Source organism: Alishewanella agri BL06 (genome assembly GCF_000272005.1).
GTDB lineage: Bacteria > Pseudomonadota > Gammaproteobacteria > Enterobacterales > Alteromonadaceae > Alishewanella > Alishewanella agri.
The window spans coordinates 181,610-208,002 of the sequence record NZ_AKKU01000015.1; the positions used below are offsets into that span (position 1 = coordinate 181,610).

Below are 26,393 nucleotides of genomic sequence, written 5' to 3' on the forward strand. Positions count from 1 at the left end.
TTTATCCACCAAACATTACAGCGGTTAATATAAAGTCAAAACCCAATACAGCCAGTGAGGCCGTGACAACCGTTTCTGTCGTCGCCCGGCTGATGCCTTCCGAAGTAGGAATAGCGTCGTAGCCTTTATGCAGGGCAATCCAAATCACCACCAAGGCAAAGACGACGCTTTTAATCACGCCGTTCATCACATCTTGATACAAATCGACATTTGCCTGCATCGCCGACCAATAACTTCCGGCATCAACACCCAGCCATTCCACCCCAACCAGGTGGCCCCCCAGAATACCGACAGCATTAAAAATCAGCGCCAGTAATGGCATACAAATCACGCCAGCCCAAAAGCGCGGTGCAATAATCCGCCGCAATGGATCTACCGCCATCATTTCCATACTGGACAGCTGCTCGGTTGCTTTCATCAGGCCGATCTCTGCCGTCAAGGCGCTACCGGCACGGCCAGCAAACAGCAGCGCTGTTACCACCGGGCCCAGCTCACGCAGCAAGCTTAATGACACCAAGGGCCCCAACATGCCTTCGGCACCGAATTTTACCAGCACGTTATAGCCTTGGAGTGCTAAAACCATACCGATAAATAATCCCGAAACCAGAATAATCAGCAGGGATAACACACCCACGACATAAAGCTGTTTCACCAGTAGCGGAAAATTTTTCCGCAGGTTGGGTTTACCGATCAGCGCACCCGCCAGCATCAATCCGGCGCGGCCAAAACCACGTACCGAATTTATTGCCTGCTGACCGATCTGTTGTAATCTGTCAGCGATCACCTTGTCAGCTCCATTAATTCATCCTCATAAGCCGCCGCTTTATAATGGAACGGCACCGCCCCATCGGCTTCGCCGCGCAGGAACTGCTGTACCAGTGGCGATGGATCCTGTCTTAACTGTTCCGGCGTGCCCTGGCCAATGACCGTTTTATCGGCAACCACATAGACGTAATCTGCGATACTCATCACTTCGGTAACATCATGCGATACCACTACCGAGGTTAAGCCCAGGGCGTTATTCAACTCCCGGATCAGCCGGACAATCACCCCCATCGAAATGGGATCCTGACCGGCGAAAGGTTCGTCGTACATAATCAGCTCCGGATCCAGCGCAATCGCTCTGGCCAGGGCAGCACGTCTGGCCATACCACCTGACAACTCGGCTGGCATCAGATCCCTCGCACCACGTAAGCCGACCGCCTCAAGCTTCATCAGCACGATGCGCCGGATCAGCGATTCAGACAGCTTGGTGTGCTCACGCAACGGGAAAGCGACGTTGTCAAAAACGGTCATTTCCGTAAATAGCGCGCCGCTTTGAAACAGCATGCTCATCTTTTTCCGCGCCTGATACAGTTCAGCCCGCGACAGCGCCGGTATATTTTGCCCCTCGAACAAGATGTTGCCGCTGTCAGGCTTTAGCTGACCACCAATCAACTTCAACAGGGTCGTTTTACCAATACCGCTGGGCCCCATAATGGCAGTGAGCTTACCGCGCTGCACCTGCATATTCATATCGCGGTATATCTGCCGCTCACCACGCGAAAAACTCAGGTGCTGAATGTCAATTAATATGTCAGACAACTTTTTCCCCCAATCACCGGTTACTCACCGGCAGTCTGTCAGCTACCCAGGTCGTCATAATTACATACATTCATGTATGTTTTCAATCAAAGCCGCTGTCGCAACGTTGTATTATTGTAAACGGGATTGCAGTTAGAGTGGTTACAAAAATTCGTAACAAAGTATGCGTAAATTCGAAAACCAGCCGCTATGCCCATAACAGCGGAGGTTTTTTTGCATTTCACGGCAAGAAGCGGGAAAATACCTTTCTCGTTACACAGCCTTAAACCGGACACTATGATATCACCTTTGTTGTTAGCCATCATCTTTGTCGTCGTTGGCCTGGTGCTGCTGATTTGGAGCGCTGATCGTTTTGTGTTTGGCGCCTCATCAGTGGCACGTAACAGTGGTATTTCGCCGATGATTATCGGCCTGACTATTGTTGCCATGGGCTCCTCCGCGCCTGAAATGCTGGTCTCCGCTACGGCTGCCGCGCAAGGCCGCCTGGATACCTCCGTAGGTAATGCATTGGGTTCTAACATCACCAACATTTTGTTGGTGATCGGCGTCGCCGCTTTACTAAAACCGATCGCCGTGGCGTCTCTTACCCTAAAGCGGGAATTCCCGCTGCTGATTGTTTTTACGCTACTTGGCTATTATTTGATATCAGACCATAACTTAACGCGGGCTGAAGGTATGATACTGCTAGCTGCCTTTGTTGGTTTTATCGCGTTACTGGTTTATTTTGGCAAACATGCGACCCCTGACGACCCGCTGATCGCCGAATTGGAAGAAGAAGTCCCTGAAGCCACCTCAAATATCAAGGCCGCATTCTGGATTGTTGCCGGGCTGGTATTGCTGCTTGCCAGCTCACAACTCTTGGTGCATGGTGCGGTAACTATTGCCCGCTATGCCGGAATGAGCGATCTGGTGATCGGCCTGACCATCATTGCGATTGGAACCAGCCTGCCCGAGTTAGCTGCCAGCGTGATTGGCATTTTGAAAGGTGAAGATGACTTAGCCCTTGGCAATATCATCGGGTCTAATGTATTTAATATACTGGCAGTGCTGGGTCTGGGCGCGGTCATTGGCCCGGGCAGTTTAGATTTAAATGCCGGCACCCGCGATAGCTACGTGATGATTGCCGCGACGCTGGCGATGTTAATTATGTCGGTGCGCCTGGGCAGTCAACAACGCATTAATCGCCTGGAAGGCGGCGTGTTACTATGCGGCTTTATCGGTTATCAATATTTATTATTTACCCAATTGGCATAAGAACAACACTATGGTTTTTGAAACGTTTCGTGCTCAAGCTTTACAGGTCTTAAGAATCGAAGCTGAAGCGGTAAGGCAGCTGGAACAGTATCTGAATGCGGATTTCGAACACGCCTGCCAGTTGATCCTGCAAGCCAAAGGCAAGGTGATCGTCAGCGGAATTGGCAAATCCGGGCATATTGCCAACAAAATTGCAGCGACCCTGGCCTCAACCGGTACACCCGCCTTCTTTGTGCACCCCGGTGAAGCCAGCCACGGCGATCTGGGCATGTTATCCGCCAACGACATCGTGATTGCCATTTCTAATTCCGGCGAGACCAGCGAAGTACTGACCATAGTGCCGGTGATCAAGCGTTTGGGTATTCCACTGATTGCCATGACCGGCAAACCTGAGTCGACGCTGGCGAAGCTGGCTGATGTGCATATTTGCGTAGCCGTGACTCAGGAAGCCTGCCCACTGGGATTAGCGCCCACCGCCAGTACAACAGCGACACTGGCGATGGGCGATGCGATAGCGGTGGCAGTGCTGGATGCCCGCGGGTTCTCTGCTGATGATTTTGCACTGTCACACCCTGGCGGTAGTTTGGGGCGTAAGCTACTGCTGAGATTAGAGGATTTGATGCATCAGGGAGACTTGGTGCCTATTGTCACCCGCCAGGCCACTATCAAGGACGCGCTGCTGGAAATCTCTAAAAAAGGCTTGGGGATGACGACCATTGTTAATAACGATGGCAGTCTGGCTGGCATCTTTACCGATGGCGATTTACGCCGCATTTTGGATCAACGGCTGGATATTCATACCACGCTAATTGAGCAAGTGATGACAGTCAACTGCATTACCGCCAAAGCCGATATGCTGGCAGCCGAAGCGCTGAATATTATGCAACAGAAAAAAATCAATGGCTTGGTGATTGTTGACGCCACCCGTAAACCCATCGGCGCGATGAATATGCATGACCTGCTAAAAGCGGGAGTTCTCTGACATGGATTTGTATCAGCAATTATACCAGCCACTTAGCGCTGAGCTTTTTAGCAAAGCCAGTCAAATCCGCTTGTTAATTTGTGATGTCGATGGCGTATTTTCCGATGGCCGGATTTACCTTGGTAATGCCGGTGAGGAACTGAAAGCCTTTCATACCCGGGATGGCTATGGTATCAAAGCCTTACGTCAGGCAGGCGTTGAGGTGGCGGTAATTACCGGCCGCCGCTCGGCCATTGTTGAACAGCGCATGCGGGCACTCACCGTACCCTATATCTATCAGGGGCAGGAGAATAAAACGGCAGCTTTTCAGGAATTATTACAGCTGCTGCAACTAAGCCCGGCGGCCGTTGCCTATATAGGTGATGATCTGGCGGATTGGGAAGTGATGCAACATTGCGGCTTGGCTGTCGCGGTAAGGGATGCTCATCCTTATTTGCAACGTCATGCTGATATGAAAACCAGCTTACCCGGTGGCTTTGGTGCAGTGCGCGAACTCTGTGATTTGTTGCTAATTGCCCAACAACGTTTTCTGCAATTTGACGGTAGCAGTACATGAGAAAATTTTTAGTGTTGGCAGTGAGTTTACTCGTGCTGTTGGCAGCCTACCTTTGGTTTGCTCCGCACCAGGACAATCTCGACCGGCAACCCGATCGTGAATTTATTCCCGATTATATTGCTGAAAACCTGACCTTGCGTATTTATGACAAGGAGGGCTATATTGCCGATCACTTACAGGCGCGCCGGCTCGAACATTTCGAGCAGTTAGGCTTCACCCAGTTTGAACAGCCGCGTTACACCCTGTTTAATGCCGAACATCGTGCTGCTTGGGAAATCAGCAGCAAAGATGGCATCTGGTTTCCACAGGATAAAATTATACTGGAGCAACAGGTATTGTTACGTAATCTGTTACCAGACGGCTTTATCGAACGGGTAGAAACCGCCTCGCTGCAACTATTGTTGCCGGAAAAAACCTTACAAACCCATGAACCAGTGCGTATTGTTGGCCCTGGTTTTTATATGAACGGCGTCGGTATGTTAGCTGATCTGTCAGCACAGCACATCCAGCTACAAAAGCATCTTGAAACGGTATATTTAAATGAAAACTAACCTGTTCGCCGCGCTATTGATACTGTTTAGCGCCAGCACCCTGGCGGCTAAACCCGATCATCAGTTGCCGATTTCGATTAACGCCGACAATACCCAGGCTTCTATTCGCGATAATACGGCGGTTTATGTTGATAATGTCGAAGTCAGGCAAGGCAGTTTGCTCATTAAGGCAGATCGTCTGGAAATTAATGCCAGTGCCGGTAAAGGCCAGGAAATCTTTATTTTCAGCGGCACACCAGTAACCTATTCGCAATTGCTGGACGGCGAACGTCCCGTCACTGCTCAGGCAAATGAAATTCGTTATGACATTGCCAGTCGTACCCTCACCTTAACGACCGACGCCGAGTTAACCCAAAGCGGTTCCTTGGTGCGGGGCGATATTATCCGTTACAACCTGGAGCGCCAGGAACTAACGGCCGGCAGCGAGCAAAACCGCCGCGTCACGACCATTTTTACGCCGGAAACCAAGGAAAATCCATGAAGTTAGTGGTAGCGCATCTGGCGAAAAGTTATAAAGGCCGCCAGGTAGTAAAAGATGTCAGTCTGGAAGTGAATGCCGGCCAGATCGTTGGCTTACTCGGTCCGAATGGCGCAGGTAAAACCACCACCTTTTATATGATTGTCGGCCTAGTCCCGTCCGATAAAGGGCAAATCACCCTCAATGATCAGGACATTACCTTCGCCCCTATTCATCAGCGCGCCAGAGCCGGTATCGGTTATTTACCGCAGGAGAGCTCGATTTTTCGCAAGCTAACGGTCTATGACAACCTGTTAGCGATACTGCAAACCCGCAAAGACTTGAGCAGCCAACAACGTGAAGACATTGCCGACGAACTGCTGGAAGAGTTTCATATCGGCCATATCAAGCACAGCTTAGGTATGGCCTTATCGGGTGGTGAGCGGCGGCGGGTTGAGATTGCCCGCGCCCTGGCCGCCAACCCGGCTTTTATTCTGCTGGATGAGCCCTTTGCCGGTGTTGACCCGATTTCCGTGTTAGATATCAAAAAGATTATCCAGCATCTGTGTCAGCGCGGGATCGGTGTCTTGATCACCGATCATAACGTCAGGGAAACCCTTGATGTCTGCGAAATTGCCTACATTGTCAGTCATGGCGAGTTAATTGCGGCTGGCTCGCCGCAAGACGTGCTGGCGAATCAACAGGTCCGCGATGTATACCTTGGTGAGCAATTCAGGCTATAGTAAGGGCGTCGGACAACAGTCATATATTCAGGAGAGAATCAGACTTACATGAAGCCGTCTTTACAACTGCGCCTAGGCCAACAGCTGACTATGACACCCCAGCTGCAGCAGGCGATCCGTTTACTACAGCTATCAACTATCGAACTACAGCAGGAAGTTCAGGAAGCTCTGGACGCTAACCCTTTGCTGGAAGGCGATGACGACTATAGCACTGAACATTCAGATACGGATCTGAGTCTGGCAAACCTGAACCGCGATACGCCGGCGACAGACAGTGCCAGCGATGATAACGACGACTTCACTGATTATACCGACCATTCAGAGCGCGACAGCAGCGAGGCAATGACCGAACAGAACATTCAGGACGATCTGCCGCTTGATAACAATTGGGATGATTTAGTCAGCGCTGCGCCGGTAACCAGTGGAGCCCTACCCGACGACGATATGGTTTATCAGGGAGAAACCACCGAGACCTTACAAGACTACTTACGCTGGCAAATGGAACTGACCCCCTTTTCTGCAACTGACCGCGCTATCGCCGAAATTATTATTGAAGCGGTGGATGAAACGGGTTTGCTCACTATCAGCTGCGAAGACATTCTCGAGTCTTTGCAGTTGCCCGATGTGGAAGCCGATGAAGTCGAGGCCGTATTAAAGCGGATCCAGCTATTCGACCCAGTTGGTGTCGCCGCACGCTCAGTGCAAGAGTGTTTGTTAGTGCAGTTGCGGCAGTTTGATCCTGCGACGCCCTACTTAAATGATGCAAAACAAATAATCAGCGAATATACCGACTTTTTAGCTAACCGGGACTTTCGTTCTCTGATGCGGGTGACTAAACTCAAAGAAGAAGAACTGAAGGAAGTGATGCGTTTGATCCACAGCTTAAACCCAAGACCGGGTGCGGATGTGATCAGGCAAGAGCAGCAGTACATTATTCCTGATGTTGTAGTGAGTAAAGTCAAAGGTCGCTGGCAGGTAGAATTGAACCCGGACGCTATGCCTAAGGTTAGGATTAATCAGCAATATGCGGCCTTATCCAGAACGGCACGTAACAGTGCGGATAGCCAGTTTATCCGCTCACATCTGCAGGAAGCGAAATGGTTTCTAAAAAGTTTAGAAAGCCGCAACGAAACCCTGTTAAAAGTGGCCAGCTGTATAGTGCAGCAGCAACAGGCTTTTTTTGAACACGGCGAAGAAGCCATGAAGCCAATGGTACTGAATGATGTGGCCGAGATGGTCAGTATGCATGAATCAACGATTTCCAGGGTGACAACCCAAAAGTATATGCATACACCGCGCGGAATTTTTGAACTTAAGTTCTTTTTCTCCAGTCATGTTAGTACAGAGAGTGGTGGTGAATGCTCCTCCACAGCAATTCGCGCTTTTATCAAAAAACTGGTGGCTGCGGAAAATCCCGCTAAGCCATTAAGTGATAGCAGGATGGCAGAAATTTTGTCTGATCAGGGTATTAACGTTGCGCGGCGTACCATCGCCAAGTACCGCGAATCCCTGTTTATCCCGCCATCCAATCAACGAAAGACCCTGCTGTAAGTGTCTTAACAAGAAGGAAGAGTCTATGCAAATCAACCTAACTGGCCGTCACGTAGAAATTACCGACTCTCTGAGAGAATATGTAGACAGTAAATTTGCTAAACTGGAGCGCCATTTTGAAAACATCAATAATGTGCACGTAGTCCTGAATGTCGAAAAGCTAAAACAAATTGCTGAAGCCAAAATCCATCTGAATGGTGGTGAAGTTTTTGCCGTCTCTGAAGACGAAAATATGTACGCCGCCATTGACCAGTTAATTGATAAGCTGGACAGGCAAGTGATCAAACATAAAGAAAAGTTGTCACGACACTAAGATGATTAATTTAAGCGCTATGTTAGCGGAGAACTGCACGAAAAGTGCAGTTCTTTTTAACAGTAAAAAACGAATCCTCGAATATATCGCCGAACTGGCCCACCAGCAAATACCCGAAATGTCTGAATATAGCATTCTGGAAGCGCTGATGACCCGCGAAAAGCTGGGCTCAACCGGTATTGGCGGCGGTATTGCGATCCCGCATGGTAAACTGGAGTGTGTGACTTCGCCCATTCTGGTGTTTGTTGTCAGTCAGGATCCTATCCCCTTCGATGCCATTGATAACCAGGGTGTTGATATTTTCTGCGCTATCCTGATCCCGAAAGATCAGTGTCAGGCACATTTAACCACGCTATCGGGCATTGCCAAACTGCTTAGCCAGAAAGAGCTAACCAAGAAAATCCGGCACGCCGGCTCAGATCAGCAACTGTACCAGTTATTGGTGGAATCCAGTCAGCTGGCAGGTGACAAATGAAATTACTGGTAGTCAGCGGCCGCTCAGGCTCAGGTAAATCCGTCGCATTACGGGTGATGGAAGATCTGGGCTACTACTGCGTAGATAATATCCCGGTGAATTTGCTGCCCACCCTGGCCAATGCGGTAATGGATCAGTATGAGCGGGTTGCAGTTAGCATCGATGTGCGCAATTTACCGACCGAGCCGGAAGAACTGGCAGAAATTCTGTCCTATTTACCGCGTAAACTCGAACTGACTATTCTATACCTGGATGCTGACCACACCACGCTGATTAAGCGTTTTAGTGAAACCCGGCGTCTACACCCACTTTCCCATCAAGCCATGTCGCTGGACGAAGCGATTTCGCGGGAACAGCAATTGCTGGATCCCATCTCCAGCCGCGCCGATCTGTATATTGATACCACCGAACTCAATATTCATCAGTTGGCTGAATTGTTACGCGAACGGATCCTCGGCCAGAAAACCGGTCGGCTGGTGATGTTGTTTGAATCCTTTGGTTTTAAATACGGTATTCCGAAAGAAGCCGACTATGTCTTTGATGCCCGTTTCTTACCCAATCCGCATTGGGAACCGGCGCTAAAGCCGCTTACCGGCCTGGATCAACCGGTAAAAGATTATCTGGCTTCAGAACCAATAGTTGGTAAATACATCTGGCAAATTAATAGCTTTATCAGTAGCTGGTTACCACATCTCGAGCGCAACAATCGCAGTTATCTGACCATTGCCATTGGCTGCACCGGTGGCCAGCATCGTTCGGTTTATATCGCAGAATCTCTGGCAGAAAGTTACCGCAGCCAGCGCGAGGACGTGCAAATTCGCCATCGGGAGTTAACACGTCACCATGGCCGCTAAACTCAGCACACAGGTTACTATTATCAATCAACTCGGCCTGCATGCGCGGGCTGCGACTAAGCTGGTGCAGCTCTGTCAGCGCTATCAGGCGAAAGTCGAACTGGTGCAGGATGACGGTAAAACGGCAGACGCCGGCAGTGTGCTGGCGTTGCTGATGCTGGCAAGCAGTAAGGGCAAAACCCTGACGGTCACCACCGAGGGGGAAGACGCAGCGGCAGCCTTAACGGCGGTAACAGAGCTGATTAACAGCGGCTTTGGCGAGTAGCCGCTGCCACTACTGCGTCATCTACCTTAGGGCAAATTTGACTTCAAATGCGAGCGGCTGCTGTTTTGTTGCTGGCCACGCTTTAATTCCTGCTCACCTGTCGTTTTCGGGATTGCCTTGATTTTGTGATGCAGTGCCGTTTTTATCAACATATGAGCGCTAATCGGCGCGGTAATCAGCAGAAAAATCGTGATCAGCAGCTCATGCACACTAATAGTGCCCGGCGAGGTACTAAAATAAAACATCGAACCCAGCAAGATACCGCCCATACCCAGCGTGGTCGCTTTGGTCGGACCGTGCAAACGGGTAAAAAAGTCTGGCATCCGGGTTAAGCCGATAGAGCCAATCAATACAAAGGCGCCGCCTAATAATAAAAAGAAGGCTACGGCCCATTCCATCCAGTTTTGCATACCCTCTCCTTATTCGATGATGTCGCCGCGCAGTAAGAACTTGCAGACAGCAACCGTACTAACGAAACCGAGCATCGCAATTAACAGCGCCGCTTCAAAATACAGTGGCGAACCCATTAATAAGCCATACAGAATAATCAGGGCGATACTATTGATATACATGGTATCCAGAGCCAGGATCCGGTCCGGCAAACTCGGGCCCTTGATCAACCGCCATAGATTAAGCAATAAGGCGGTGCTGATCATACCGAACACCAGAAAAATAACGTTTTCTAACATTGAAAGATCTCCTTCAGCGGCGCTTCGTAGCGCGACTTAATTTCGGCGATCAGGGCGGCTTCATCGTCCAGATTCAATACGTGAATCAGCAGCCAGCGTTGTTTAACTTCGTCGCCTTCGGCTAACATTTCTTTGGTAGGATAAATATCAGCGCTAACCGTACCCGGTGTCATCGACACTGTACTGGCCAGAATGGTAATGGGTAACTCATGCTGCAGATCCAGGGGCACCCGCACAAAAGCTGGCTTTAGCTTTTTGGTTGGCCCCAGAATCAATACCGCGACCTGCGCATTGGCGGTAATAATATCCAGAAATACCCGCAGAATATAACGTAAAGCCAGCCCCGGACGCTCTATCAGTGGCTGAGGATCGCGGAATTTGGCACTAAGCCAGGGGATCACTACCGCCAGGATCAGCGCCGCCAGCAGATGAAACGGCGCTAAGCTCTGGTTCAACAGTAGCCAGACACAGAACAGCAGCACACTACGGTAGGGTGTCGGTAACCAACTGTAACGGGGTTGTAATCTCATTTCGCACCTCCGGACAATTCAGCTTGCGGCAGAATAATCGAAATCGCCTGCTGCACATCCTCTAGGCTGACCGCGGCTGCGACACTTAATTCCGTCAACGGCCCGGCAAATACAACAAGCGCTGGGCTGGCTACCAGCAACAAGCTCACCGCGAAAATTTGTAGCGGCGCCGCTTTATCGCCCCCCGCCTCAGAACCGCTAACCCGCCAGAACAGCGTGCTACCCGCCCGCGCCAGACCAATCAGTACCATCAGGCTACTGAGCAATACCACCGACCACAACAGTAATTGCTGCTCAGTGCTGACAACCGACTGCAGGATCATCAGTTTGCCAATAAAGCCGGATAATGGCGGCAAACCGGCCACGGACAGAGCAGCAACAAAGAATAAGGTACCCAGCAATACTGGCTGCGCCACCCGACGACCAGATACCAGACGATCGCCCGCCTTACCACGTTGCGTCGCAATCAGATCGGCTAACAGAAATAAGGCACCAGTGACCAGCGTCGAGTGCACTGTGTAGTACAACACTGCAGCAGTGGCGGCGGTATTTTGCATCGCGACCAGACAAACCAGAGTACCCACCGAAACGATAACTAAATTCGCCACCAGTTTGCGGAAATCCTGACTACCCAGCACACCGATAGCACCCAGTAGAATCGTCGCCAGACCGAACGCCCATAACCAATTCATACCCAAACCACTTAACGGGCCTGCGGTTTCTCCGAAAATTGTGGTGTAAACCCGCAGTAGCGCATAAACCCCAATCTTGGTCATGACTGCAAACAGTGCGGCGACAGGTGGTGATGCCGCTGAGTAAGTCGCCGGCAACCAGAATTGCAATGGCAAAATTGCCGCCTTTAACGCAAACACTATCAGCAGTAAGGAGCCACCGGCCTGCACCAGTAGCAGATCCTCAGCGGGTAAGCTGGCAACCCGTAACGCCATATCCGCAATATTCAAGGTGCCGAGGCTGCCGTATAAAATGGCTAACGAGAACAAAAATACCGCTGAACCGGTCAGGTTTAAAATGACATAATGTACCGCCGCTTTAGTTTTGTTTTTGCCGCCGGCGTGAATTAATAAGCCGTACGAAGCGATCAGTAGAACTTCAAAGAATACAAAGAGGTTAAACAGATCGCCGGTTAAAAACGCACCGTTAATCCCCATCACCTGAAACTGAAACAACGGGTGAAAGAACGAGCCGCGCACATCCTCGCCGGCAGAGCCGTAACAGATAGCGGCTAACGCCAGAAAAGAGGTGAGACATACCAGTACTACGCTTAGCGTATCAGCCACCAGAATAATGCCAAACGGTGGCTGCCAGTCGCCCAGCGCATAAAAGGTCAGCCCCTGTTGCTGGGTTTGCCAGAGCAACACTAATGCCAGCACAAATTGCAGTGCCATCGACACTATACTGACCAGCCGTCGCCGGTTCGGTACTGAATGCACCGGTGGCAACATAATCAGAATAGCCGTTAAGATTGGCAGCAATACTGGTGCAATAATCAAATGACTCATAGGCCGGCCTCCTTGCGACGCTGCTCGGCCTCGGGCAATTTGCCATCAACATGGTCATTACCCAAATCGGCACGGGCGCGAATGGCTAAAATAACCAGGTAGGCCGTCATCGCAAAACCAATCACTATCGCTGTTAACACCAACGCTTGCGGCAGGGGATCGGCGTATTCCTCAGACATCCCCAGCACCGCCGCGCCACGCAAGTTCAAGCGCCCGGATGCAAATAAAAACAGATTGACGGCATAAGACAGCATCGTCAGACCGACCACCACCGGAAAGGTGCGGCCGCGTAACATTAAAAAGACGCCGCAAGCTGTCAGAAAACCAATACAACAGGCTAATAGGGTTTCCATCAGATTGTCTCCTTATGCACCGGCCGGTGTGCCGTTGTCATCTTACCCAGACTCGACAGAATCAACAGTGTCGAGCCAACGACGGTTAAATACACGCCCAGGTCAAACGCCATCGCACTGGCCAGTTCAACTTCGCCAAGCAGCGGCACATCAAAGTAATCAAACCAGGACGTCAGGAACGGCCGGCCAAACAGGAAGCTGGCGAGGCCGGTGACCAGGGCGACCAGTAAACCAATGGCAACGACCCGCTGGTACTCGATATTGACTCTGGCCTTCATCCAGTCCACACCGTGGGCAATATATTGCAGAATCAACGCCACTGCAGTGATCAAGCCGGCGATAAAGCCACCACCCGGTAAGTTATGTCCACGGAAGAAAATATATACCGAAACCATCAAGGCCAGTGGCAGTAAGCTTTGTGCAACAGTAGCTAACAGCATCGGATGCCGTTCGCGTGTCCAGGGCCGGCCATCACCATCACTGCTGGGTTTAAATAATGGGATACGGGTCAGTAATTTGAAGATACCCAGCGAGGCGATACCCAATACCGCAATTTCGCCAAAGGTATCAAAGCCCCGGAAGTCGACCAGAATCACATTCACCACATTAGTGCCACCACCACCGGTTTTGGCATTAGCCAGGAAGAAATCAGAAATGGAATTGAAGGGCCGGGTCATTACGGCATAAGCCCAGCTACCAATCACAATACCAACCAGGCTGGCAAGGCTGATATCGCGGATCACGCGTGAAGGCTCTGACTGACTTGGCGTTTTATGCGGCAGGAAGAACAGTGCCAGCATCAGCAGGATCACTGTGACAACCTCAACGGATAATTGTGTTAGTGCCAGATCCGGTGCGGAGAAACGGGTAAAAGCAATGGACACCATTAAACCTACCACCGAAATCATTAACAGCGCCACCACCCGCTTGCGATGCCAGATCACCGTTGCCAGGGCACTGATCAGCAACAGCGCCGCACCGGTGGCATTGACGGCATCTATCGGTAATTCCTCACGACCACCCGATAACACCGGCACTTCCAGCAACGGCAAGCCGGCCAGCACCACCACGGCTGAGAGCAACAACACCATATAACGCTGTAAAGAGCCATTATCTAACCAGTTATAAAAGCGTTCACAAGAGCGGCTTAGCCTTTTCATCAGTTGTTCAAAGCTGTTGAGCGGATCAACACCCGGTAAACTGCTTTGAAAATCGAACAGCTTTTTCCGCTTCGAGTAAATCAGCAAGCCCATCGCAATGGCGATCACGCTCATCAGCAGTGGCAGATTAAAGCCATGCCATAGCGCCAGGCTGTAGTAGGGTACTTCGGTAGTCCCCAACACGGCAGCAGCGGCACTTGATAACAAGGAACCAACCATCAATACTGGCAAGATCCCGATCAGCACACAGAGCGCAACCAGAATTTCTACCGGTAAGCGCATCAGGTGCGGCGGCTCATGTGGGGTTTTCGGTAAGCCTTTCGGTTCACCATTAAAGAACACGTCGTGGATCAACCGCAGCGAATAGGCGACCGAGAAAATCGCGGCAATAGTCGCCAGTACCGGAATTAACCAGGAAATCGCGCCCAGTAAATGTTGGTTCAGCGTTTCAGCCAGGAACATCTCTTTTGACAGGAAACCGTTAAGCAGTGGTATACCGGCCATCGAGGCCGAGGCTATCATCACCAATACCCCAGTTACCGGCATATACTTCCATAAGCCATTTATCCGCCGCATATCACGCGAACCGGTTTCATGGTCAATAATACCTGCCGCCATAAACAGCGAGGCTTTAAAAGTGGCATGGTTGATAATGTGGAAGATCCCAACCACTGCCGCCAGTTCAGTACCCATGCCAAACAGCAGGGTAATAAGCCCGAGGTGACTAATGGTCGAGTACGCCAGCAGCGCTTTTAAATCATGTTTAAACAGTGCCAGGTAAGCACCCACCAGTAAGGTGGCCAGGCCGGTCAGACTCACCAGAATAATCCACAAATCTGACCCGGCTAGTGCCGGATAAAACCGTGCTAATAAAAAGATACCCGCCTTTACCATGGTTGCCGAGTGCAAGTAAGCACTTACCGGTGTCGGCGCCGCCATGGCGTTGGGTAACCAGAAATGAAACGGAAACTGCGCCGATTTGGTGAAACACCCCAGTAAAAACAGCACCAAAAATACCGGATACCAGCTATGCGCTAACAGTACATCACCGCTGGCCAGAATGACATCCAGATCATAGCTGCCAACAATACGGCCGATAATCAACAACGCCGCCAGTAAGCACAGGCCTCCGGCGCCGGTAATCGTTAAGGCCATCCGTGCGCCGCGCCGGGCTTCAGATTTGTGCCACCAGAAACTGATCAGCAGGAATGAACTGATACTGGTTAGCTCCCAGAACAGCCAGAGTTGTAAGACGTTATTTGACAGCACTATGCCCAGCATCGCGGTCATAAACAACATTAAAAAGGTATAGAAGCGCCCCATCGAATCCCGGGCCGACAAATAATAGCGGGCGTACAGAATAATCAGCAAACCAATGCCGAGAATCAACAACGCGAATAAATACGCCAGGCCATCCAGTCTGAGCGCGATATCCAACCCCAACAGCGGGACCCAGGCCAGGCTATAGCGCAAGTTTTCAGCAGCAAATACCGCTTGAGTTTGAGAGATTAGTAGCAGAAAGGCCACCACTACCGGTAAGGCGGTCAACAGTGCACAGGCACTGCGCGACCATTTTGCCGTCAGCACGGGCACAAGGGTTCCCAGCATGGGTAACAACAGGATCCACAGCAGTGTCATAATGATCTCGCTTCCTTCTAAATTCTACCCTGCCTCGCTACACGTTATAACAGCTTCACTGCATTACCTACGCTAAAACAATTATTTATGAAGCTATTAAGAAGGCGTGCTCACGCAACAGAGGCAGGCAAAAAAACACAAATTGTCAGGGAAACTGCGAATATTTATACCTGTAACGCTCGGAAATGTCTATTAAAGTCGGCTAGTCTGACCAGAAAATCAGCTCAGCCGTCGTCGCCGTCCGACCAGTAATATGTCAGAAAAGTACAAATCGATCAGCTTGAACGCGGCATAAGGTTACAGGAAAAAAAGGCCGCAATAGCAATTGCGGCCTTTAATAGCAAAGCAGATTATTGCGCAGGCTGCGCCAGTAAGTTCAGGATAAAGGCATACTCTTCAGCTGTTTCTGCCAAACGGGCAAAACGTCCGGATTTACCGCCATGCCCGGCTTCCATATTGGTGCGGAACAGCAGTGGGTTAGTGTCGGTTTTAAGCTCACGTAAGCGCGCTACCCACTTCGCCGGTTCAAAGTACTGCACCTGAGAGTCATGCAAGCCGGTAGTAACCAGTAGCGCCGGATAGGCTTGCGCACTAACCTGATCATAGGGTGAATACGACAACATATAGTCGTAGTATTCTTTCTGTTTCGGGTTGCCCCACTCGTCAAACTCGTTGGTAGTTAACGGAATGCTTTCATCCAGCATCGTCGTTACCACATCCACAAAGGGGACATGGGCCACTAAGCCGCGATATTTCTCCGGTGCCATATTGGCAACCGCGCCCATTAACAGACCGCCGGCGCTGCCACCCATGCCGATAACTTTGTCTTTAGCAGCATACTTTTCCGCTACCAGGTAATCGGTCACCGCGATATAATCGGTAAAGGTATTAATTTTCTTCAGTAACTTACCATCTTCATACCAGTGCCGGCCCATTTCCTGACCACCACGAATATGCGCTATGGCATATACAAAGCCGCGATCAACCAGCGATAACACGCTGGAGCGGAAACTCGGGTCCATGGATGCACCGTAAGAGCCGTAGGCATACTGATAAAGTGGTGCTGAACCATCGCGTTTAAAGCCTTTGCGATACAGCAGCGAAACCGGGATCTTGACACCATCGGCTGCCGGAGCCCACACCCGCTCGGTAACATAATTCGCTTTATCGAAGTCACCCAGCACTTCCTGTTGTTTTAACAGCGTCCGCTCACCTGTGGCCATATTCAGCTGATAAACACTGGCCGGGGTGGTCAAAGAGGTATAGGTGTAGCGCAACAGCTGGGTATTTTGCTCGGCATTCATCTCGAAACCGGTCACATAAGCTGCTTCATCAGACTTAACATAGAAGGCTTTTTCCGGGGCTTGCCATGGCATCACGCGGATACGACGTAAGCCGTCACTGCGCTCACTGATCGCCAGATAATCATTAAACAGCGCAAAACTCTGAATAAAGATGTTGTCATCATGTGCCAACAGCGGTTGCCAGTTCGCACGGTCGCCCAGCTTATCGGCGGCGACCGTCATCAGGCGATAGTTTGGTGCCTGCCAGTCGGTGCGAATAATCCAGCGGCCATTTAAATGTTCGGCGCCATATTTAAAATCACGCATCCGTGGCGCCAGCACCTTAAAATCGCCAGCCGGTTTGCTGGCATCCAGGATCCGAATTTCATCCGATACCGTGCTACTTAGATTGATCATGACATAGCGTTGATCCTGGCTATTGGAAACCCACATATAAAAACTGTTGTCGGTTTCCTGATAGACACTTTGCGCCTGAGCCGGATCGGCCCCTAACTGGTGCCGCAGTACCGTATTACTTAATAAGGTAACCGGATCATTGCGTACCAGAAACAGCTGCTTGCTATCTGCCGACCAGGCAATAGCGGCAGATAAACCTGTTAATTGATCAGGTAAGTCTTTACCTGTTTTCAAATCCCGTACTTTTAGCGTGTACTGGCGGCGACCATTTAAATCTTCCATATAAGCCAGTAACTGCTGATCCGGGCTAACGGATAAATTACCGACTTGGTAGAAATCTTTACCCGCCGCCAGCTGATTGACATCCAGTAAGATTTGCTCGTCGCCACCAGCCACCGGCTTGCGTGCATAGATCGGATATTCTTTACCAGTCTCATAGCGACTGTAGTATTGGTAGTCGCCCTTGGTGTAGGGCACAGAACTGTCATCTTGCTTAATCCGGCCGATAATCTCAGTGGTCAGCTGCTCTGTAAGTTGCTGATAGCTGCTGCTATGTTGCTGATACCAGGCATTTTCCTGCTCCAGATAGGCCAGTACCTTTGGATCTTTGCGCTGATCATCGCGTAACCAATAGTAAGGATCATTACGGGTACCATGCGGCGACACGACCTGATAATCGACTTTAGCCGCACGCGGCGCTTCTGTTAGCGTGGTGTTCGCCAGCAACGTTGATGGCAAAACCAACAGTGCGGCAGCAAAGAAAAAATGACGCGGATATGACATTTTGAACTCTCTTCGGTTAACAATAGTTTTCAGCTTAGGCTTTTTTTGCCCTGACGCCACGAAAAAAATGTAAAAGCTTGTAACAGTTAGGGCGTGTTATGCATAAAAAACGGGCATTTTCAGAAAAAGCGCTTTATGCTTAATACAAATAACAACTACAACAGATGACAGGACACTTTATGAGCTTACTTACCATAGAACAAGTTGCTGCTTTGCTGGACATCCCGGTGATTCGGGTAGAACGACTCACCCGCGAACACTTGTTGGTTCCGGTGCAAAATGACGCCGCCGGAAAACCGCTGTTTGCAGAAGAAGACGTGAAGCGTTACAAGGTACTGGCCGAACGTTTAGGCGGCCTGTAGCGCCAGCTGTTGCTCTAAACGCAATTGCCACTCAACACTGGCCTGCTGATAACCCGGCATGGCCAGATACCATAACCAGCAAAAACCACTATAGATAATCTTTGCCAGCGCCAACCGTGCCGTAATACTGGTGGCATGCGCCCGGGCGGTTTGCGGATCGGCATAACAGCGATACTGTTGGTAGTGCACTAAAAACTCAGCCTGTTGTCGCTTACTAAACTGATAATGCAGACTTAACGCCGCTAAATCAAAACTACAATCCGCCAGCTGAGCATATTCAAAATCCAGCAACCAAACTCGCCCGCCGGCCAGCAGTAAATTATCCTGATGTAAATCCAGATGGCAGAGCACCAAATCCTGTTGATATTGCTCAAACTGCGCGGCGGCCTGCAGCAAACCAGCAAACAGTGTCGCTGCCGGCTGCAAGGTCTGTTGTTCGGTTTGGGCTAATAACTGCCGCAAATAACTCTGGCTTTGTAATACCGGCGTTTGCACCCGCAGACTATGCAATCTGGCCAGTATTTTCGCCAGTTGTGGCAGGGTAGCAGCCGTCAGCGCTAATGGCTGCCCACCGCTAATATATTCACTGATTAATAATTGTTGATGATTATTCAGTAACAGTGGCACTGGTGCGATGCCGGCTGCTGCTGCCGCCTGCTGACAACGAAACTCCTGTTGCCGGCAAACTCCCGGCGCTTCGCTGCCATAACGACGCAGAACATAATCACCGCGCGCCGTTTTTAAGTAATAATTCAGATTACTCTGCCCGGCTGCGAGTGGGCGGATTTCGAGCGGCGGATGCGCGCTAAAAAACTCGAGTTGCTGACAAAGACGCGCTACAGCGCCTTGCCCGGCAAGGTCGTTTGCATCTGATATTGACTGCGCCATACAAAATATCCCACCACCGCAATAACGGTATACAGCATAAACAAGGCGGTCAGAAAATACAGATGTTTTTGTGCATAAACAAAAATGGATACCGCATCAATCACTACCCAATATAACCAGTTCGACAGCAGTTTCTTGGCGACCAACCAGGTGGCAACCAAACTAAACGCTGTGGTCTGGGCATCCAGGTAGGCAAAATCGGCATGGGTATAATTTGCCATCAGATATCCCAATACCAGCCCCGCCATAGCCGTGAGGCTAATCAACAGCAAATGCCGCTGCCAGACCCATTCATACACCGGCTGCGCCTGACCAGATTGCTGCTGCAATTGTCGCCAGCGCCACCAGCCATACACCGCCATGCCGGCATAATAAATATGCAGTAAGGCATCTGACAGCAGGGCTGAGCCCCACATCACATGTGTGAACAGTAAGGTGCTGAGCAGCGCCGCCGGCCAGCACCAGATACTGTGCTTCAGCGCCAGTACGACATAGGCCACCGCCAGTAAGGTCGCCACTAACTCTATACTGTGCAGCAGTTGCCAGTCAGCGAGCAGCTTGCTCAGCAGTTCATTCATGGCCGCAAATCACCCGGGATAAACTTGCAAACAAACACCAACTTGCCATAACGCTCCATCGACCAGCGCATACAACGTTGCAGCGCCCGCATCACGGTATCGTAGTCGCCAAAGATCTGAGTGCTCATGGTGTTAGTGAGCACCAACAAGCCCTGCTCCGCCGCCAGTTGGTCAATAAAGGCCTGAATCGGGCCTTTATAATCCTCAGCTAATGGATACTTGCTAATTTCTACTGATAGTTGCATAGCGCTCCCCTTTAAAAGCTGTAACTAACCGTTGCACCAAAGCGACGTGGCTCCGCAAATTGCTCATAGACGTGCGGCGCGTACTCATCACGCGGATCATTACCAAAGTAAAAGCCACGCACACCAACATCCTGATCCAGCGCATTACGCATCCAGACCGCCAGCTCCCACTGAGCTAATTGATAACTTAGCCGCAGGTTCAATAATTCACTGCTGTCAGAGCGGGCGTTATGGCCATCCGAATAATAGAAGCGGCTTTTACCCTGTAAACCAGCCTGCAGTGCGAGTTGGTCACTGAGGTACCAGTCGAATCCCAGACTATAGTTAATCCGCGGTGCATGCGCCTGATCCCGTCCGGTCATATCCAAACCGCTATCGGTTTGGTATTGCCCCAGTTTTGATTGCAGATAACCGACATTGGCAAATAACTGCCAACGCTCTGCCGGCTGCCAGCGTGTTTCCGCCTCAACACCGTAGTTACGGCCACTGGCGGCATTATCAATAAAGCCGGCAAACTCTGGCCCCAGATCCGGGTTAATCCAGCCTTTTACCTGCATATCATCACGCCACATATAAAACGCCGCCACCCGACTGGTCAGGCTGCCATCGGCAGAACTGGCTTTGACGCCAAATTCAGCATTTAACAGGGTTTCCGCTTTAAAGGCTGCTTTATCAGCCAGAGCAGCAAACTGCGCCTCGCCGGCTTTTGACAGTGCTTCGCCGTTAATACCACCAATCTTATAGCCACGCGACAACAGACCATACAGCATCGCTTGTGAATTCAGTTGGTAATTCAGGCTGACTTTAGCGCCCCACAGGGTTTGATCCGGAGTCAAACTAATATTGCCGCTATCCTGATAGTCATCGCTGTATTGCTCAACCCGGCCACCAACAACTAAACTTAACTTGTCGCTAAGGGCAGTCTGGGTTTCACCGTAAAGCGCCAGATTTTCGCGATTGATCGTGCTATCAAAATAGCGCCACTCTGTTTCAGCGCGGCGCTGCCGGCTTAAACTTAGATCGCGACGGCTGGCGTAAACCCCTAATACCCAATCAGTATTACTGAATAGCTGTCCGGCCGGTTTAGATACCAGGCGGTAGTCCAGTGTCCACTGTTCGCGCTCGCGTAAATAGCGGTCCTGATAGGAATATTCCCACGGATGAATGCCGCGATAGCTCCAGTCTTCATCAAAACCATAGTCAGAATCTGCATTTAAATAGCTAATCTGCCCTTGCAGACTAGCCCGCGACAGTCCCTGATAATCGATATTAATTGCTGCCGCTTTACTGCGTAACTGATCCTGCCCCGGTTCATCAGATAAGGTAGTACGGTTGCGATCCAGCGAGAAGGCATCGTAGCCATTCTGCTGGTCAATTAAATGCGCAACGAAACCCAGTTTCAGGTCGGCACTAGCTTGATAATCCAGCTTAAACCGGCCGGTAAATTCGTCAATATTGTTAGTATCATCGCGATTAAGGTGGGCATTATCGATAAAACCATCAGAGCGGTTTTGATCCAGCGTCAGGCTGTAGGCCAGCTGTTCGCTGATAGGCGCGCTGTAAAAACCCGATAATTGCCAGCTGTCGTAGTTGGCAATGGTAGCACTGAGTTTACCTTCAGGATTAAAGCGCGGGGTTTTGCTGGTCAGGTTCACCATGCCAGCCAGGGCATTAGTACCAAAGCGGGTCGCCTCCGGACCGCGGAATACTTCCAGTTGCTCGGCGTGCGCAATACTGCTGATACCCAGGCCGGCATAATCAATACCATCGATCAGGATGCCTACGGACGGGTTAATCACATCAATAAATTCACTGCGCTCGCCAATGCCGCGCACCTGCAGAAAACGGCCACGAGAGGCACCCGCTGCAAAATTAACATTGGCAAATTGTAATAACGCATCATCAAGATGCTGGGCAGACTGGCGGTTTAAATCCTGCTCTGAGAGCACCGCAACACTGCCGGCAACTTGTTGTAAGTTATTTTTACGAAAATCACCCTGCACAGTGATTCGTTCGATATCCTGCTCAGCAGCAACAGGGTAGCAAGCTAATAGCGCGACAGTTAACGCAGAAAAACGTAAAGACATGTGATCGACTCCCATAACAGCTTTGAGGATCACACGGGCAAGTTACTTGTGGTTCGGCTTTAATTAAGCGTGACACAGGTCTTGCTGGGGAGTTAGCACCATCCCTCCGCCGGTATGATCCGGATCAGGTTCTAAGGGTTTACCAAAACGGTATCTCAGCACTCCGCTACGAATCGTAACAGGGCACCCCTTGGTTGCGAGCGGCAGTCTAGACGTTCTGCCAAAAAAATACAATAGCTAAGTTTTTAACACCGGCTTAACGCCAGCGACCACTTTCATCCAAACCGGCTTGTATACGTGACACCAGCTCGTTAGACGGAATAGGCCGGGAAAACAAATACCCCTGCCCAATATCGCAGGCATGTTGCTGCAAGGTTTTTGCCTGAGCCTGGGTTTCTACCCCTTCTGCCACCACTTCCAGGCCAAGTTTGCGGACCATGGCGATGGTCGAGGTGATAATGTCGAAATCAGCTTGATTATCCAGCATGCCAAACACAAAGCTCTTATCGATCTTGATAATATCGACCGGCATTTGCCGTAAATAACTGAGTGACGAATAGCCGGTGCCAAAGTCGTCAATCGCCAGCCGGAAACCACGGGCTTTCAGCTGCTGCATACTGGCAATGGTATCGGGAATATTACTGGCCAGCAGACTTTCGGTCAGTTCGAACTCCAGGCTACCTGCAGCCTGAGGGTACAGTTTTAACATCTTATCCAGAAAAGCGGGCAATTCAGGATCATTTAACTGGGCGGTTGACAAGTTAATCGCCAGGCGCAAATCAGCAAGGCCCTGTTGCTGCAAGTTAGCCAGGATCTGACAACTCTGCTCTATCACCCAATAACCGACCGGGATCATTAATTGGGCATATTCCAACACCGAAATAAATTCGTCGGGCGGCACCATGCCCCGGCTCGGGCTTTGCCAGCGTAATAAGGCTTCCAGTCCGGTTAAACGACGGTCGCTGAAGCGAATTTGCGGCTGTAAATGTAAGTCGAATTGCCCTTGTAACAAGGCCTGCTTTAGATCGGCTTCCAGCGCTAATCTGTTCTGGAACGCATCAAACATTTGCTGACTGTAGAAATGCAAGGCACTGCCGCCACGCGCCTTGGCCTGATACATCGCCAGATCCGCTTGCCTGACTAAATCATCGGTTTTTAACGCCGGGTTACGGGTGCAACTGATACCGATACTGACATTTAACTGATATTCCTCCTGTTCCAACCGCATCGGTTGCCGGAACACCTCGATCAGCCGCAAGGCCAGCGCTTCCAGCTCTGCCGGCGCAGACACCTCAGTCACTATCACAAACTCGTCACCACCAAAGCGGCAGATTAAATCGGTTTTCTGTAACGCAGCACGTAAGCGACGGGCTGCTTCAATTAGCAGCTGATCGCCCTGTTCATGGCCACGGATATCATTTACCCGCTTAAACTGGTCTAAATCCAGGAACAATAAACCCAACCAACTGCCCTCGTCTGACAGCGCAGCGATCTGCTTCTTCAAGTGGTACTGCAGCATATTGCGATTAGCCAACCCGGTCAGTAGATCGAACATCGCCATATTTTCCAATTCGCGGGTTTGGGTCTGGATCTCATCCTGCAATTTTTCCAGTGTCCGGCTCAGGGTTTGACTCACGGCACTGAGTTTATCGACTTCGTCAGTCAGCAGCGGGCTACTGACCGGCAACGCATCGCGGAACAACCGGAACTTATTTTCTGCCAGTAACGGTAGCGCTTTGGATACCTGCAATAAACGACGACTCAGCCGGCGGGTCAGCCAGAAGGTGAGTAAGGCGAATAATAGAAAACACAGCGACGCCAGGGCCGCTAATTGCCATTGGAACTGGCGGTTTGCTTGTTGGTATTGGCGGATATTTTCCAGCAGGATCAACCGGTACGATTGCTCACCTTGCTCTGCCAGCGGGAACTGATAAATAAAATAATCACCCTGCGGTGCGGCCTGAACGATACGGTCAGACATCAGCTGCTCTAATTTAATAGCAGGTAATTGGGCTGTAGCGGATAACAAGCTAATCCCAGCGGGTTGCTGCCGGATAATAGCGATTTCGCTTTGCATGGCCTGGCCAAGCGCCAGTACCACATCGGCCAGAGTCTGGCTGGCAAGTAATACCGCAATATTGCCGTCAGCGTCAGCGAGCGGAATACTCACCACGTTACTACAATGCTCAACGCAAAAAATCCGCGCCAGTGCCCGTTGCTGTTGCTGAGTTTGCAGCACGAGTTCTTGTAACTCTGCCGGAAAAGCTGAACTGGCAAAAGCAACCTGAGATGTCGAGCTGAAAAACCATAAATCTTCGATTTTCAGATACAGACTAAAGCTATCGTATTGCTGCTGTAACTGTTGCACAAAGGCAGTAAAACCCTGTTGCTGCTGTAATTGTGTTAGCTCCGCAAAACTTTCAAACCAGGCTTGCTGCTGAGCTGATAATAACTGTTGATATTGTTGGAAATGCTGCTCTACCTGCTGCTGCTTGAGTTGTTGTTGCGTGGCAAAGCTGTCGTTCAAGCGCTGTAGCGACATTGAGGTCACCAGCAGCAGCAAGATAGCCATCAGCACCAGTGTCAGCAGCAGTATCTTTGATGGGAAGCTAAAAAAACGCATCAGAACCAGTACATCAATTGCAGCGCCCAGACTTGCCAGTAACGCTGTTGGTTAACCACCAAATCCGGTACCAGGCTGGGTGAAAGCCGGCCAGTACCATCCACCCAATGATGCTCCGCCTGTAGCCGCCAGTTAGCGGCAACATCATAACTGAGCCCCAGCATCAGGCTTTGCTGATAACCAAAATGGGCCGGAATACCCTGGTCAGCAAGCTGACTGCCCCGTTTGTCATCTTTGTCACGGGTTAAATAATCCAGACTACTAATAAATGACAGCCCCTGATTAAACCGGTATTTCGCCAGCAAATAGCCACCCAAGCCAGACTGCGACCGGCTAAATCCTGGCAAATAAAAGCCGTCAATGGCTAAACGCTCTTGCATCAGCTCGGCGGCCAATTCCCAGTTCTCCAGCTGGTAACGCCAATTTAGCATCACGCGTTGGATACTCACTTCACCATAACTAAAGGGTTCAACAGTACCCGGGCGATAGTTAAACTCAGAATCTAACAGTGAGATGCCATAAGTCGCCTGGCTGCCGGCTGGCTGCCAGAACACACTGGCTTGATGCACATACTTCTGCCGGGCCTTGCCACTAACTTGTGGACTAAGTAACAGTTGGCTTTGTTCGGTATTGATACTGGTTGCGCCATAGCTCCAGTTATATTCCAGCTCGCCAAGGTCATGTTGCAAGAAGCCTTTAATGGCAATACCGTCACTGCCAACAGCAATATCGCGAAAAGTATCATAGTACACTGACTGCGGCAGAATAATGCTGGGCCGGGTAAAAGGCACATCGCGGGTACTGGAAAACAACCAATGCTGATTTTTATAGCGCCCGGCATACAGATTCAGCTGGTGATCAAAAGTATCAATCACACTCAGGTCAACGAACAGATAGTCTAAGCGGGCGCCTTCCGGGTAACGGTTACCACCGTTCAGATACACTACCTGCCCAGCCAGACGGACTCGCTCCGTCAGCTGCCAGCGGCTATTGATACCAATCTCCGTCAGTGCCGCAGATAACTTACCGCTGTTATTAATCGCATTGCTGTCACTCGCTTGCGCCAGCCCCTGCGCAATAAAGCCATGCCATTCCGGTTGCTCGGCCGCCATTACCGGTAAGCTGAACGTAGCGGCTAAGGTCAAGGCTGCGCCAAAGTTGTTACTTTTCATAAAGCGTCACCACTTTTAACTCGGCAGAGCGCAAGCCCTGCGGTAAGTAGCCAATAGCGCCTGGGGTGCGCTCCAATGCTGCCTGCAGTTCCTGTACGGTGGCATATTGTACCGGCGTACCACCAATGCCAGAAAACCGCTGGCGATGCCATATCGCATCCAGCTGATAGGGGAACATTTTCAAATAGTTCCGGGTAAAAAGGTTATGTTGCGTCGTCTCGGATGGCAGCACTAATACCTGTATTGCCTGACCATCCGCCCAGCGGGTTTGCCGCATACTAAAAATGGCTCGAAGCTGTGCTGTAGTTAACTGTGTTTCACTGACTGACGAGTGCACTACTACCTCCACCGCCAAACCAGGCAGGCTCAGAAATAACAGGCAACAAAGTGAACACAACAATCTCATTGCATTTCCATTTACGCAGCGCCGGGAAAGACCGGGTCAAAAAAGCCGGTCAAAGACCGGCAATACTTTGCTTA

28 protein-coding genes and 1 riboswitch are annotated in these 26,393 nt (G+C 50.6%); of the genes, 12 read left to right on the forward strand and 16 right to left on the reverse strand.

All coding sequences use genetic code 11. From position 1 onward, the window contains the following. Position 1: 1 nt before the first annotated feature. Together mlaE and mlaF are read right to left on the reverse strand one after the other, a co-directional pair. Complete coding sequence (gene mlaE / locus AGRI_RS08900; RefSeq protein WP_008984620.1) at positions 2-784, reverse strand: lipid asymmetry maintenance ABC transporter permease subunit MlaE; 783 nt, start codon at positions 782-784, stop codon at positions 2-4. After that, positions 781-1,584 (reverse strand): phospholipid ABC transporter ATP-binding protein MlaF, encoded by an 804-nt coding sequence (mlaF, locus tag AGRI_RS08905; protein WP_008984621.1) that lies wholly within the window; start codon positions 1,582-1,584, stop codon positions 781-783. Before mlaF ends, mlaE begins: the two co-directional genes overlap by 4 nt. Before the next feature lie 276 nt (positions 1,585-1,860). Between mlaF and AGRI_RS08910 the strand changes: the two genes are divergently transcribed. The 11 genes from AGRI_RS08910 to AGRI_RS08960 are packed head-to-tail and all read left to right on the forward strand — an operon-like array spanning position 1,861 to position 9,585. Beyond that, complete coding sequence (locus tag AGRI_RS08910; protein WP_082628957.1) at positions 1,861-2,838, forward strand: calcium/sodium antiporter; 978 nt, start codon at positions 1,861-1,863, stop codon at positions 2,836-2,838. Positions 2,839-2,848: 10 nt separating this feature from the next. After that, positions 2,849-3,820 (forward strand): KpsF/GutQ family sugar-phosphate isomerase, encoded by a 972-nt coding sequence (locus tag AGRI_RS08915; RefSeq protein WP_008984623.1) that lies wholly within the window; start codon positions 2,849-2,851, stop codon positions 3,818-3,820. A gap of 1 nt (position 3,821) precedes the next feature. Beyond that, complete coding sequence (gene kdsC / locus AGRI_RS08920; RefSeq protein ID WP_008984624.1) at positions 3,822-4,376, forward strand: 3-deoxy-manno-octulosonate-8-phosphatase KdsC; 555 nt, start codon at positions 3,822-3,824, stop codon at positions 4,374-4,376. Next, positions 4,373-4,927 carry an LPS export ABC transporter periplasmic protein LptC gene (gene lptC / locus AGRI_RS08925; RefSeq protein ID WP_008984625.1) on the forward strand — a complete coding sequence of 185 codons (555 nt, stop codon included), beginning with the start codon at positions 4,373-4,375 and terminating at the stop codon, positions 4,925-4,927. Before kdsC ends, lptC begins: the two co-directional genes overlap by 4 nt. Continuing rightward, positions 4,917-5,408, forward strand: a complete 492-nt coding sequence (gene lptA, locus AGRI_RS08930; RefSeq protein WP_008984626.1) for a lipopolysaccharide transport periplasmic protein LptA — start codon at positions 4,917-4,919, stop codon at positions 5,406-5,408. The genes lptC and lptA overlap by 11 nt, the downstream gene beginning before the upstream one ends. After that, positions 5,405-6,127 carry an LPS export ABC transporter ATP-binding protein gene (gene lptB / locus AGRI_RS08935; RefSeq protein ID WP_008984627.1) on the forward strand — a complete coding sequence of 241 codons (723 nt, stop codon included), beginning with the start codon at positions 5,405-5,407 and terminating at the stop codon, positions 6,125-6,127. Before lptA ends, lptB begins: the two co-directional genes overlap by 4 nt. A gap of 48 nt (positions 6,128-6,175) precedes the next feature. Next, entirely contained in the window at positions 6,176-7,678 is a 1,503-nt protein-coding gene (locus AGRI_RS08940) for an RNA polymerase factor sigma-54 (RefSeq protein WP_008984628.1), read from the forward strand. A 25-nt stretch (positions 7,679-7,703) separates the two neighbouring features. Beyond that, entirely contained in the window at positions 7,704-7,991 is a 288-nt protein-coding gene (gene hpf / locus AGRI_RS08945) for a ribosome hibernation promoting factor (protein ID WP_008984629.1), read from the forward strand. A 1-nt stretch (position 7,992) separates the two neighbouring features. Then, positions 7,993-8,466: a PTS IIA-like nitrogen regulatory protein PtsN gene (ptsN, locus tag AGRI_RS08950; RefSeq protein WP_008984630.1), complete on the forward strand. Its 474-nt coding sequence runs from the start codon at positions 7,993-7,995 to the stop codon at positions 8,464-8,466. After that, positions 8,463-9,320 (forward strand): RNase adapter RapZ, encoded by an 858-nt coding sequence (rapZ, locus tag AGRI_RS08955; protein WP_008984631.1) that lies wholly within the window; start codon positions 8,463-8,465, stop codon positions 9,318-9,320. The genes ptsN and rapZ overlap by 4 nt, the downstream gene beginning before the upstream one ends. Then, positions 9,310-9,585 (forward strand): HPr family phosphocarrier protein, encoded by a 276-nt coding sequence (locus AGRI_RS08960; RefSeq protein WP_008984632.1) that lies wholly within the window; start codon positions 9,310-9,312, stop codon positions 9,583-9,585. Before rapZ ends, AGRI_RS08960 begins: the two co-directional genes overlap by 11 nt. Before the next feature lie 26 nt (positions 9,586-9,611). Here AGRI_RS08960 and AGRI_RS08965 read toward each other — a convergent pair whose 3' ends face one another. The 7 genes from AGRI_RS08965 to AGRI_RS08995 form a co-directional block, all read right to left on the reverse strand. Further along, a complete protein-coding gene (locus AGRI_RS08965) occupies positions 9,612-9,995 on the reverse strand; it encodes a Na+/H+ antiporter subunit G (RefSeq protein WP_008984633.1) in 384 nt (127 codons plus the stop codon). A 9-nt stretch (positions 9,996-10,004) separates the two neighbouring features. Then, positions 10,005-10,274 carry a K+/H+ antiporter subunit F gene (locus AGRI_RS08970; protein WP_008984634.1) on the reverse strand — a complete coding sequence of 90 codons (270 nt, stop codon included), beginning with the start codon at positions 10,272-10,274 and terminating at the stop codon, positions 10,005-10,007. Continuing rightward, the gene (locus AGRI_RS08975) at positions 10,268-10,804 is read right to left on the reverse strand and encodes a Na+/H+ antiporter subunit E (RefSeq protein ID WP_008984635.1); all 537 of its coding nucleotides are present in this window, start codon (positions 10,802-10,804) and stop codon (positions 10,268-10,270) included. The genes AGRI_RS08970 and AGRI_RS08975 overlap by 7 nt, the downstream gene beginning before the upstream one ends. Next, a complete protein-coding gene (locus AGRI_RS08980; RefSeq protein ID WP_008984636.1) occupies positions 10,801-12,324 on the reverse strand; it encodes a monovalent cation/H+ antiporter subunit D in 1,524 nt (507 codons plus the stop codon). Before AGRI_RS08980 ends, AGRI_RS08975 begins: the two co-directional genes overlap by 4 nt. After that, entirely contained in the window at positions 12,321-12,677 is a 357-nt protein-coding gene (locus tag AGRI_RS08985) for a Na+/H+ antiporter subunit C (RefSeq protein WP_008984637.1), read from the reverse strand. Before AGRI_RS08985 ends, AGRI_RS08980 begins: the two co-directional genes overlap by 4 nt. Next, positions 12,677-15,475 (reverse strand): monovalent cation/H+ antiporter subunit A, encoded by a 2,799-nt coding sequence (locus tag AGRI_RS08990; protein WP_008984638.1) that lies wholly within the window; start codon positions 15,473-15,475, stop codon positions 12,677-12,679. Before AGRI_RS08990 ends, AGRI_RS08985 begins: the two co-directional genes overlap by 1 nt. Before the next feature lie 350 nt (positions 15,476-15,825). Next, positions 15,826-17,958 (reverse strand): S9 family peptidase, encoded by a 2,133-nt coding sequence (locus AGRI_RS08995; RefSeq protein ID WP_008984639.1) that lies wholly within the window; start codon positions 17,956-17,958, stop codon positions 15,826-15,828. A gap of 179 nt (positions 17,959-18,137) precedes the next feature. Between AGRI_RS08995 and AGRI_RS09000 the strand changes: the two genes are divergently transcribed. Next, positions 18,138-18,320 carry a MerR family transcriptional regulator gene (locus tag AGRI_RS09000; RefSeq protein ID WP_008984640.1) on the forward strand — a complete coding sequence of 61 codons (183 nt, stop codon included), beginning with the start codon at positions 18,138-18,140 and terminating at the stop codon, positions 18,318-18,320. Here AGRI_RS09000 and AGRI_RS09005 read toward each other — a convergent pair. The 7 genes from AGRI_RS09005 to AGRI_RS09035 all read right to left on the reverse strand — a co-directional run bounded on the left by AGRI_RS09005 (position 18,306) and on the right by AGRI_RS09035 (position 26,319). Beyond that, positions 18,306-19,208, reverse strand: coding sequence for a phosphotransferase (locus tag AGRI_RS09005; RefSeq protein ID WP_008984641.1), 903 nt, complete (start codon positions 19,206-19,208; stop codon positions 18,306-18,308). The two genes, AGRI_RS09000 and AGRI_RS09005, sit on opposite strands and share 15 nt — an antisense overlap. Beyond that, positions 19,157-19,786 carry a nicotinamide riboside transporter PnuC gene (pnuC, locus tag AGRI_RS09010; RefSeq protein ID WP_008984642.1) on the reverse strand — a complete coding sequence of 210 codons (630 nt, stop codon included), beginning with the start codon at positions 19,784-19,786 and terminating at the stop codon, positions 19,157-19,159. Before pnuC ends, AGRI_RS09005 begins: the two co-directional genes overlap by 52 nt. Next, positions 19,783-20,031: a YkoF family thiamine/hydroxymethylpyrimidine-binding protein gene (locus AGRI_RS09015; protein WP_008984643.1), complete on the reverse strand. Its 249-nt coding sequence runs from the start codon at positions 20,029-20,031 to the stop codon at positions 19,783-19,785. The genes pnuC and AGRI_RS09015 overlap by 4 nt, the downstream gene beginning before the upstream one ends. 11 nt (positions 20,032-20,042) lie before the next feature. Continuing rightward, entirely contained in the window at positions 20,043-22,118 is a 2,076-nt protein-coding gene (locus tag AGRI_RS09020; RefSeq protein ID WP_008984644.1) for a TonB-dependent receptor, read from the reverse strand. Positions 22,119-22,202: 84 nt separating this feature from the next. Beyond that, positions 22,203-22,319, reverse strand: a riboswitch (TPP riboswitch). Positions 22,320-22,374: 55 nt separating this feature from the next. Then, entirely contained in the window at positions 22,375-24,741 is a 2,367-nt protein-coding gene (locus tag AGRI_RS09025; RefSeq protein WP_008984645.1) for a putative bifunctional diguanylate cyclase/phosphodiesterase, read from the reverse strand. Then, on the reverse strand, positions 24,741-25,913 hold the full coding sequence (locus AGRI_RS09030; protein WP_008984646.1) for a hypothetical protein: 1,173 nt from the start codon (positions 25,911-25,913) through the stop codon (positions 24,741-24,743). Before AGRI_RS09030 ends, AGRI_RS09025 begins: the two co-directional genes overlap by 1 nt. Then, complete coding sequence (locus AGRI_RS09035; RefSeq protein ID WP_008984647.1) at positions 25,903-26,319, reverse strand: hypothetical protein; 417 nt, start codon at positions 26,317-26,319, stop codon at positions 25,903-25,905. Before AGRI_RS09035 ends, AGRI_RS09030 begins: the two co-directional genes overlap by 11 nt. Positions 26,320-26,393 lie beyond the last annotated feature (74 nt).

Excerpts from the sequence above, each read along its gene's own strand:
- AGRI_RS08910 (WP_082628957.1), top strand. The coding sequence starts at position 1,861 with ATGATATCACCTTTGTTGTTAGCCATCATCTTTGTCGTCGTTGGCCTG.
- AGRI_RS08915 (WP_008984623.1), top strand. The coding sequence starts at position 2,849 with ATGGTTTTTGAAACGTTTCGTGCTCAAGCTTTACAGGTCTTAAGAATC.
- kdsC (WP_008984624.1), top strand. The coding sequence starts at position 3,822 with ATGGATTTGTATCAGCAATTATACCAGCCACTTAGCGCTGAGCTTTTT.
- lptC (WP_008984625.1), top strand. The coding sequence starts at position 4,373 with ATGAGAAAATTTTTAGTGTTGGCAGTGAGTTTACTCGTGCTGTTGGCA.
- lptA (WP_008984626.1), top strand. The coding sequence starts at position 4,917 with ATGAAAACTAACCTGTTCGCCGCGCTATTGATACTGTTTAGCGCCAGC.
- lptB (WP_008984627.1), top strand. The coding sequence starts at position 5,405 with ATGAAGTTAGTGGTAGCGCATCTGGCGAAAAGTTATAAAGGCCGCCAG.
- AGRI_RS08940 (WP_008984628.1), top strand. The coding sequence starts at position 6,176 with ATGAAGCCGTCTTTACAACTGCGCCTAGGCCAACAGCTGACTATGACA.
- hpf (WP_008984629.1), top strand. The coding sequence starts at position 7,704 with ATGCAAATCAACCTAACTGGCCGTCACGTAGAAATTACCGACTCTCTG.
- ptsN (WP_008984630.1), top strand. The coding sequence starts at position 7,993 with ATGATTAATTTAAGCGCTATGTTAGCGGAGAACTGCACGAAAAGTGCA.
- rapZ (WP_008984631.1), top strand. The coding sequence starts at position 8,463 with ATGAAATTACTGGTAGTCAGCGGCCGCTCAGGCTCAGGTAAATCCGTC.
- AGRI_RS08960 (WP_008984632.1), top strand. The coding sequence starts at position 9,310 with ATGGCCGCTAAACTCAGCACACAGGTTACTATTATCAATCAACTCGGC.
- AGRI_RS08965 (WP_008984633.1), bottom strand. The coding sequence starts at position 9,995 with ATGCAAAACTGGATGGAATGGGCCGTAGCCTTCTTTTTATTATTAGGC.
- AGRI_RS08970 (WP_008984634.1), bottom strand. The coding sequence starts at position 10,274 with ATGTTAGAAAACGTTATTTTTCTGGTGTTCGGTATGATCAGCACCGCC.
- AGRI_RS08975 (WP_008984635.1), bottom strand. The coding sequence starts at position 10,804 with ATGAGATTACAACCCCGTTACAGTTGGTTACCGACACCCTACCGTAGT.
- AGRI_RS08980 (WP_008984636.1), bottom strand. The coding sequence starts at position 12,324 with ATGAGTCATTTGATTATTGCACCAGTATTGCTGCCAATCTTAACGGCT.
- AGRI_RS08985 (WP_008984637.1), bottom strand. The coding sequence starts at position 12,677 with ATGGAAACCCTATTAGCCTGTTGTATTGGTTTTCTGACAGCTTGCGGC.
- AGRI_RS08990 (WP_008984638.1), bottom strand. The coding sequence starts at position 15,475 with ATGACACTGCTGTGGATCCTGTTGTTACCCATGCTGGGAACCCTTGTG.
- AGRI_RS08995 (WP_008984639.1), bottom strand. The coding sequence starts at position 17,958 with ATGTCATATCCGCGTCATTTTTTCTTTGCTGCCGCACTGTTGGTTTTG.
- AGRI_RS09000 (WP_008984640.1), top strand. The coding sequence starts at position 18,138 with ATGAGCTTACTTACCATAGAACAAGTTGCTGCTTTGCTGGACATCCCG.
- AGRI_RS09005 (WP_008984641.1), bottom strand. The coding sequence starts at position 19,208 with ATGGCGCAGTCAATATCAGATGCAAACGACCTTGCCGGGCAAGGCGCT.
- pnuC (WP_008984642.1), bottom strand. The coding sequence starts at position 19,786 with ATGAATGAACTGCTGAGCAAGCTGCTCGCTGACTGGCAACTGCTGCAC.
- AGRI_RS09015 (WP_008984643.1), bottom strand. The coding sequence starts at position 20,031 with ATGCAACTATCAGTAGAAATTAGCAAGTATCCATTAGCTGAGGATTAT.
- AGRI_RS09020 (WP_008984644.1), bottom strand. The coding sequence starts at position 22,118 with ATGTCTTTACGTTTTTCTGCGTTAACTGTCGCGCTATTAGCTTGCTAC.
- AGRI_RS09025 (WP_008984645.1), bottom strand. The coding sequence starts at position 24,741 with ATGCGTTTTTTTAGCTTCCCATCAAAGATACTGCTGCTGACACTGGTG.
- AGRI_RS09030 (WP_008984646.1), bottom strand. The coding sequence starts at position 25,913 with ATGAAAAGTAACAACTTTGGCGCAGCCTTGACCTTAGCCGCTACGTTC.
- AGRI_RS09035 (WP_008984647.1), bottom strand. The coding sequence starts at position 26,319 with ATGAGATTGTTGTGTTCACTTTGTTGCCTGTTATTTCTGAGCCTGCCT.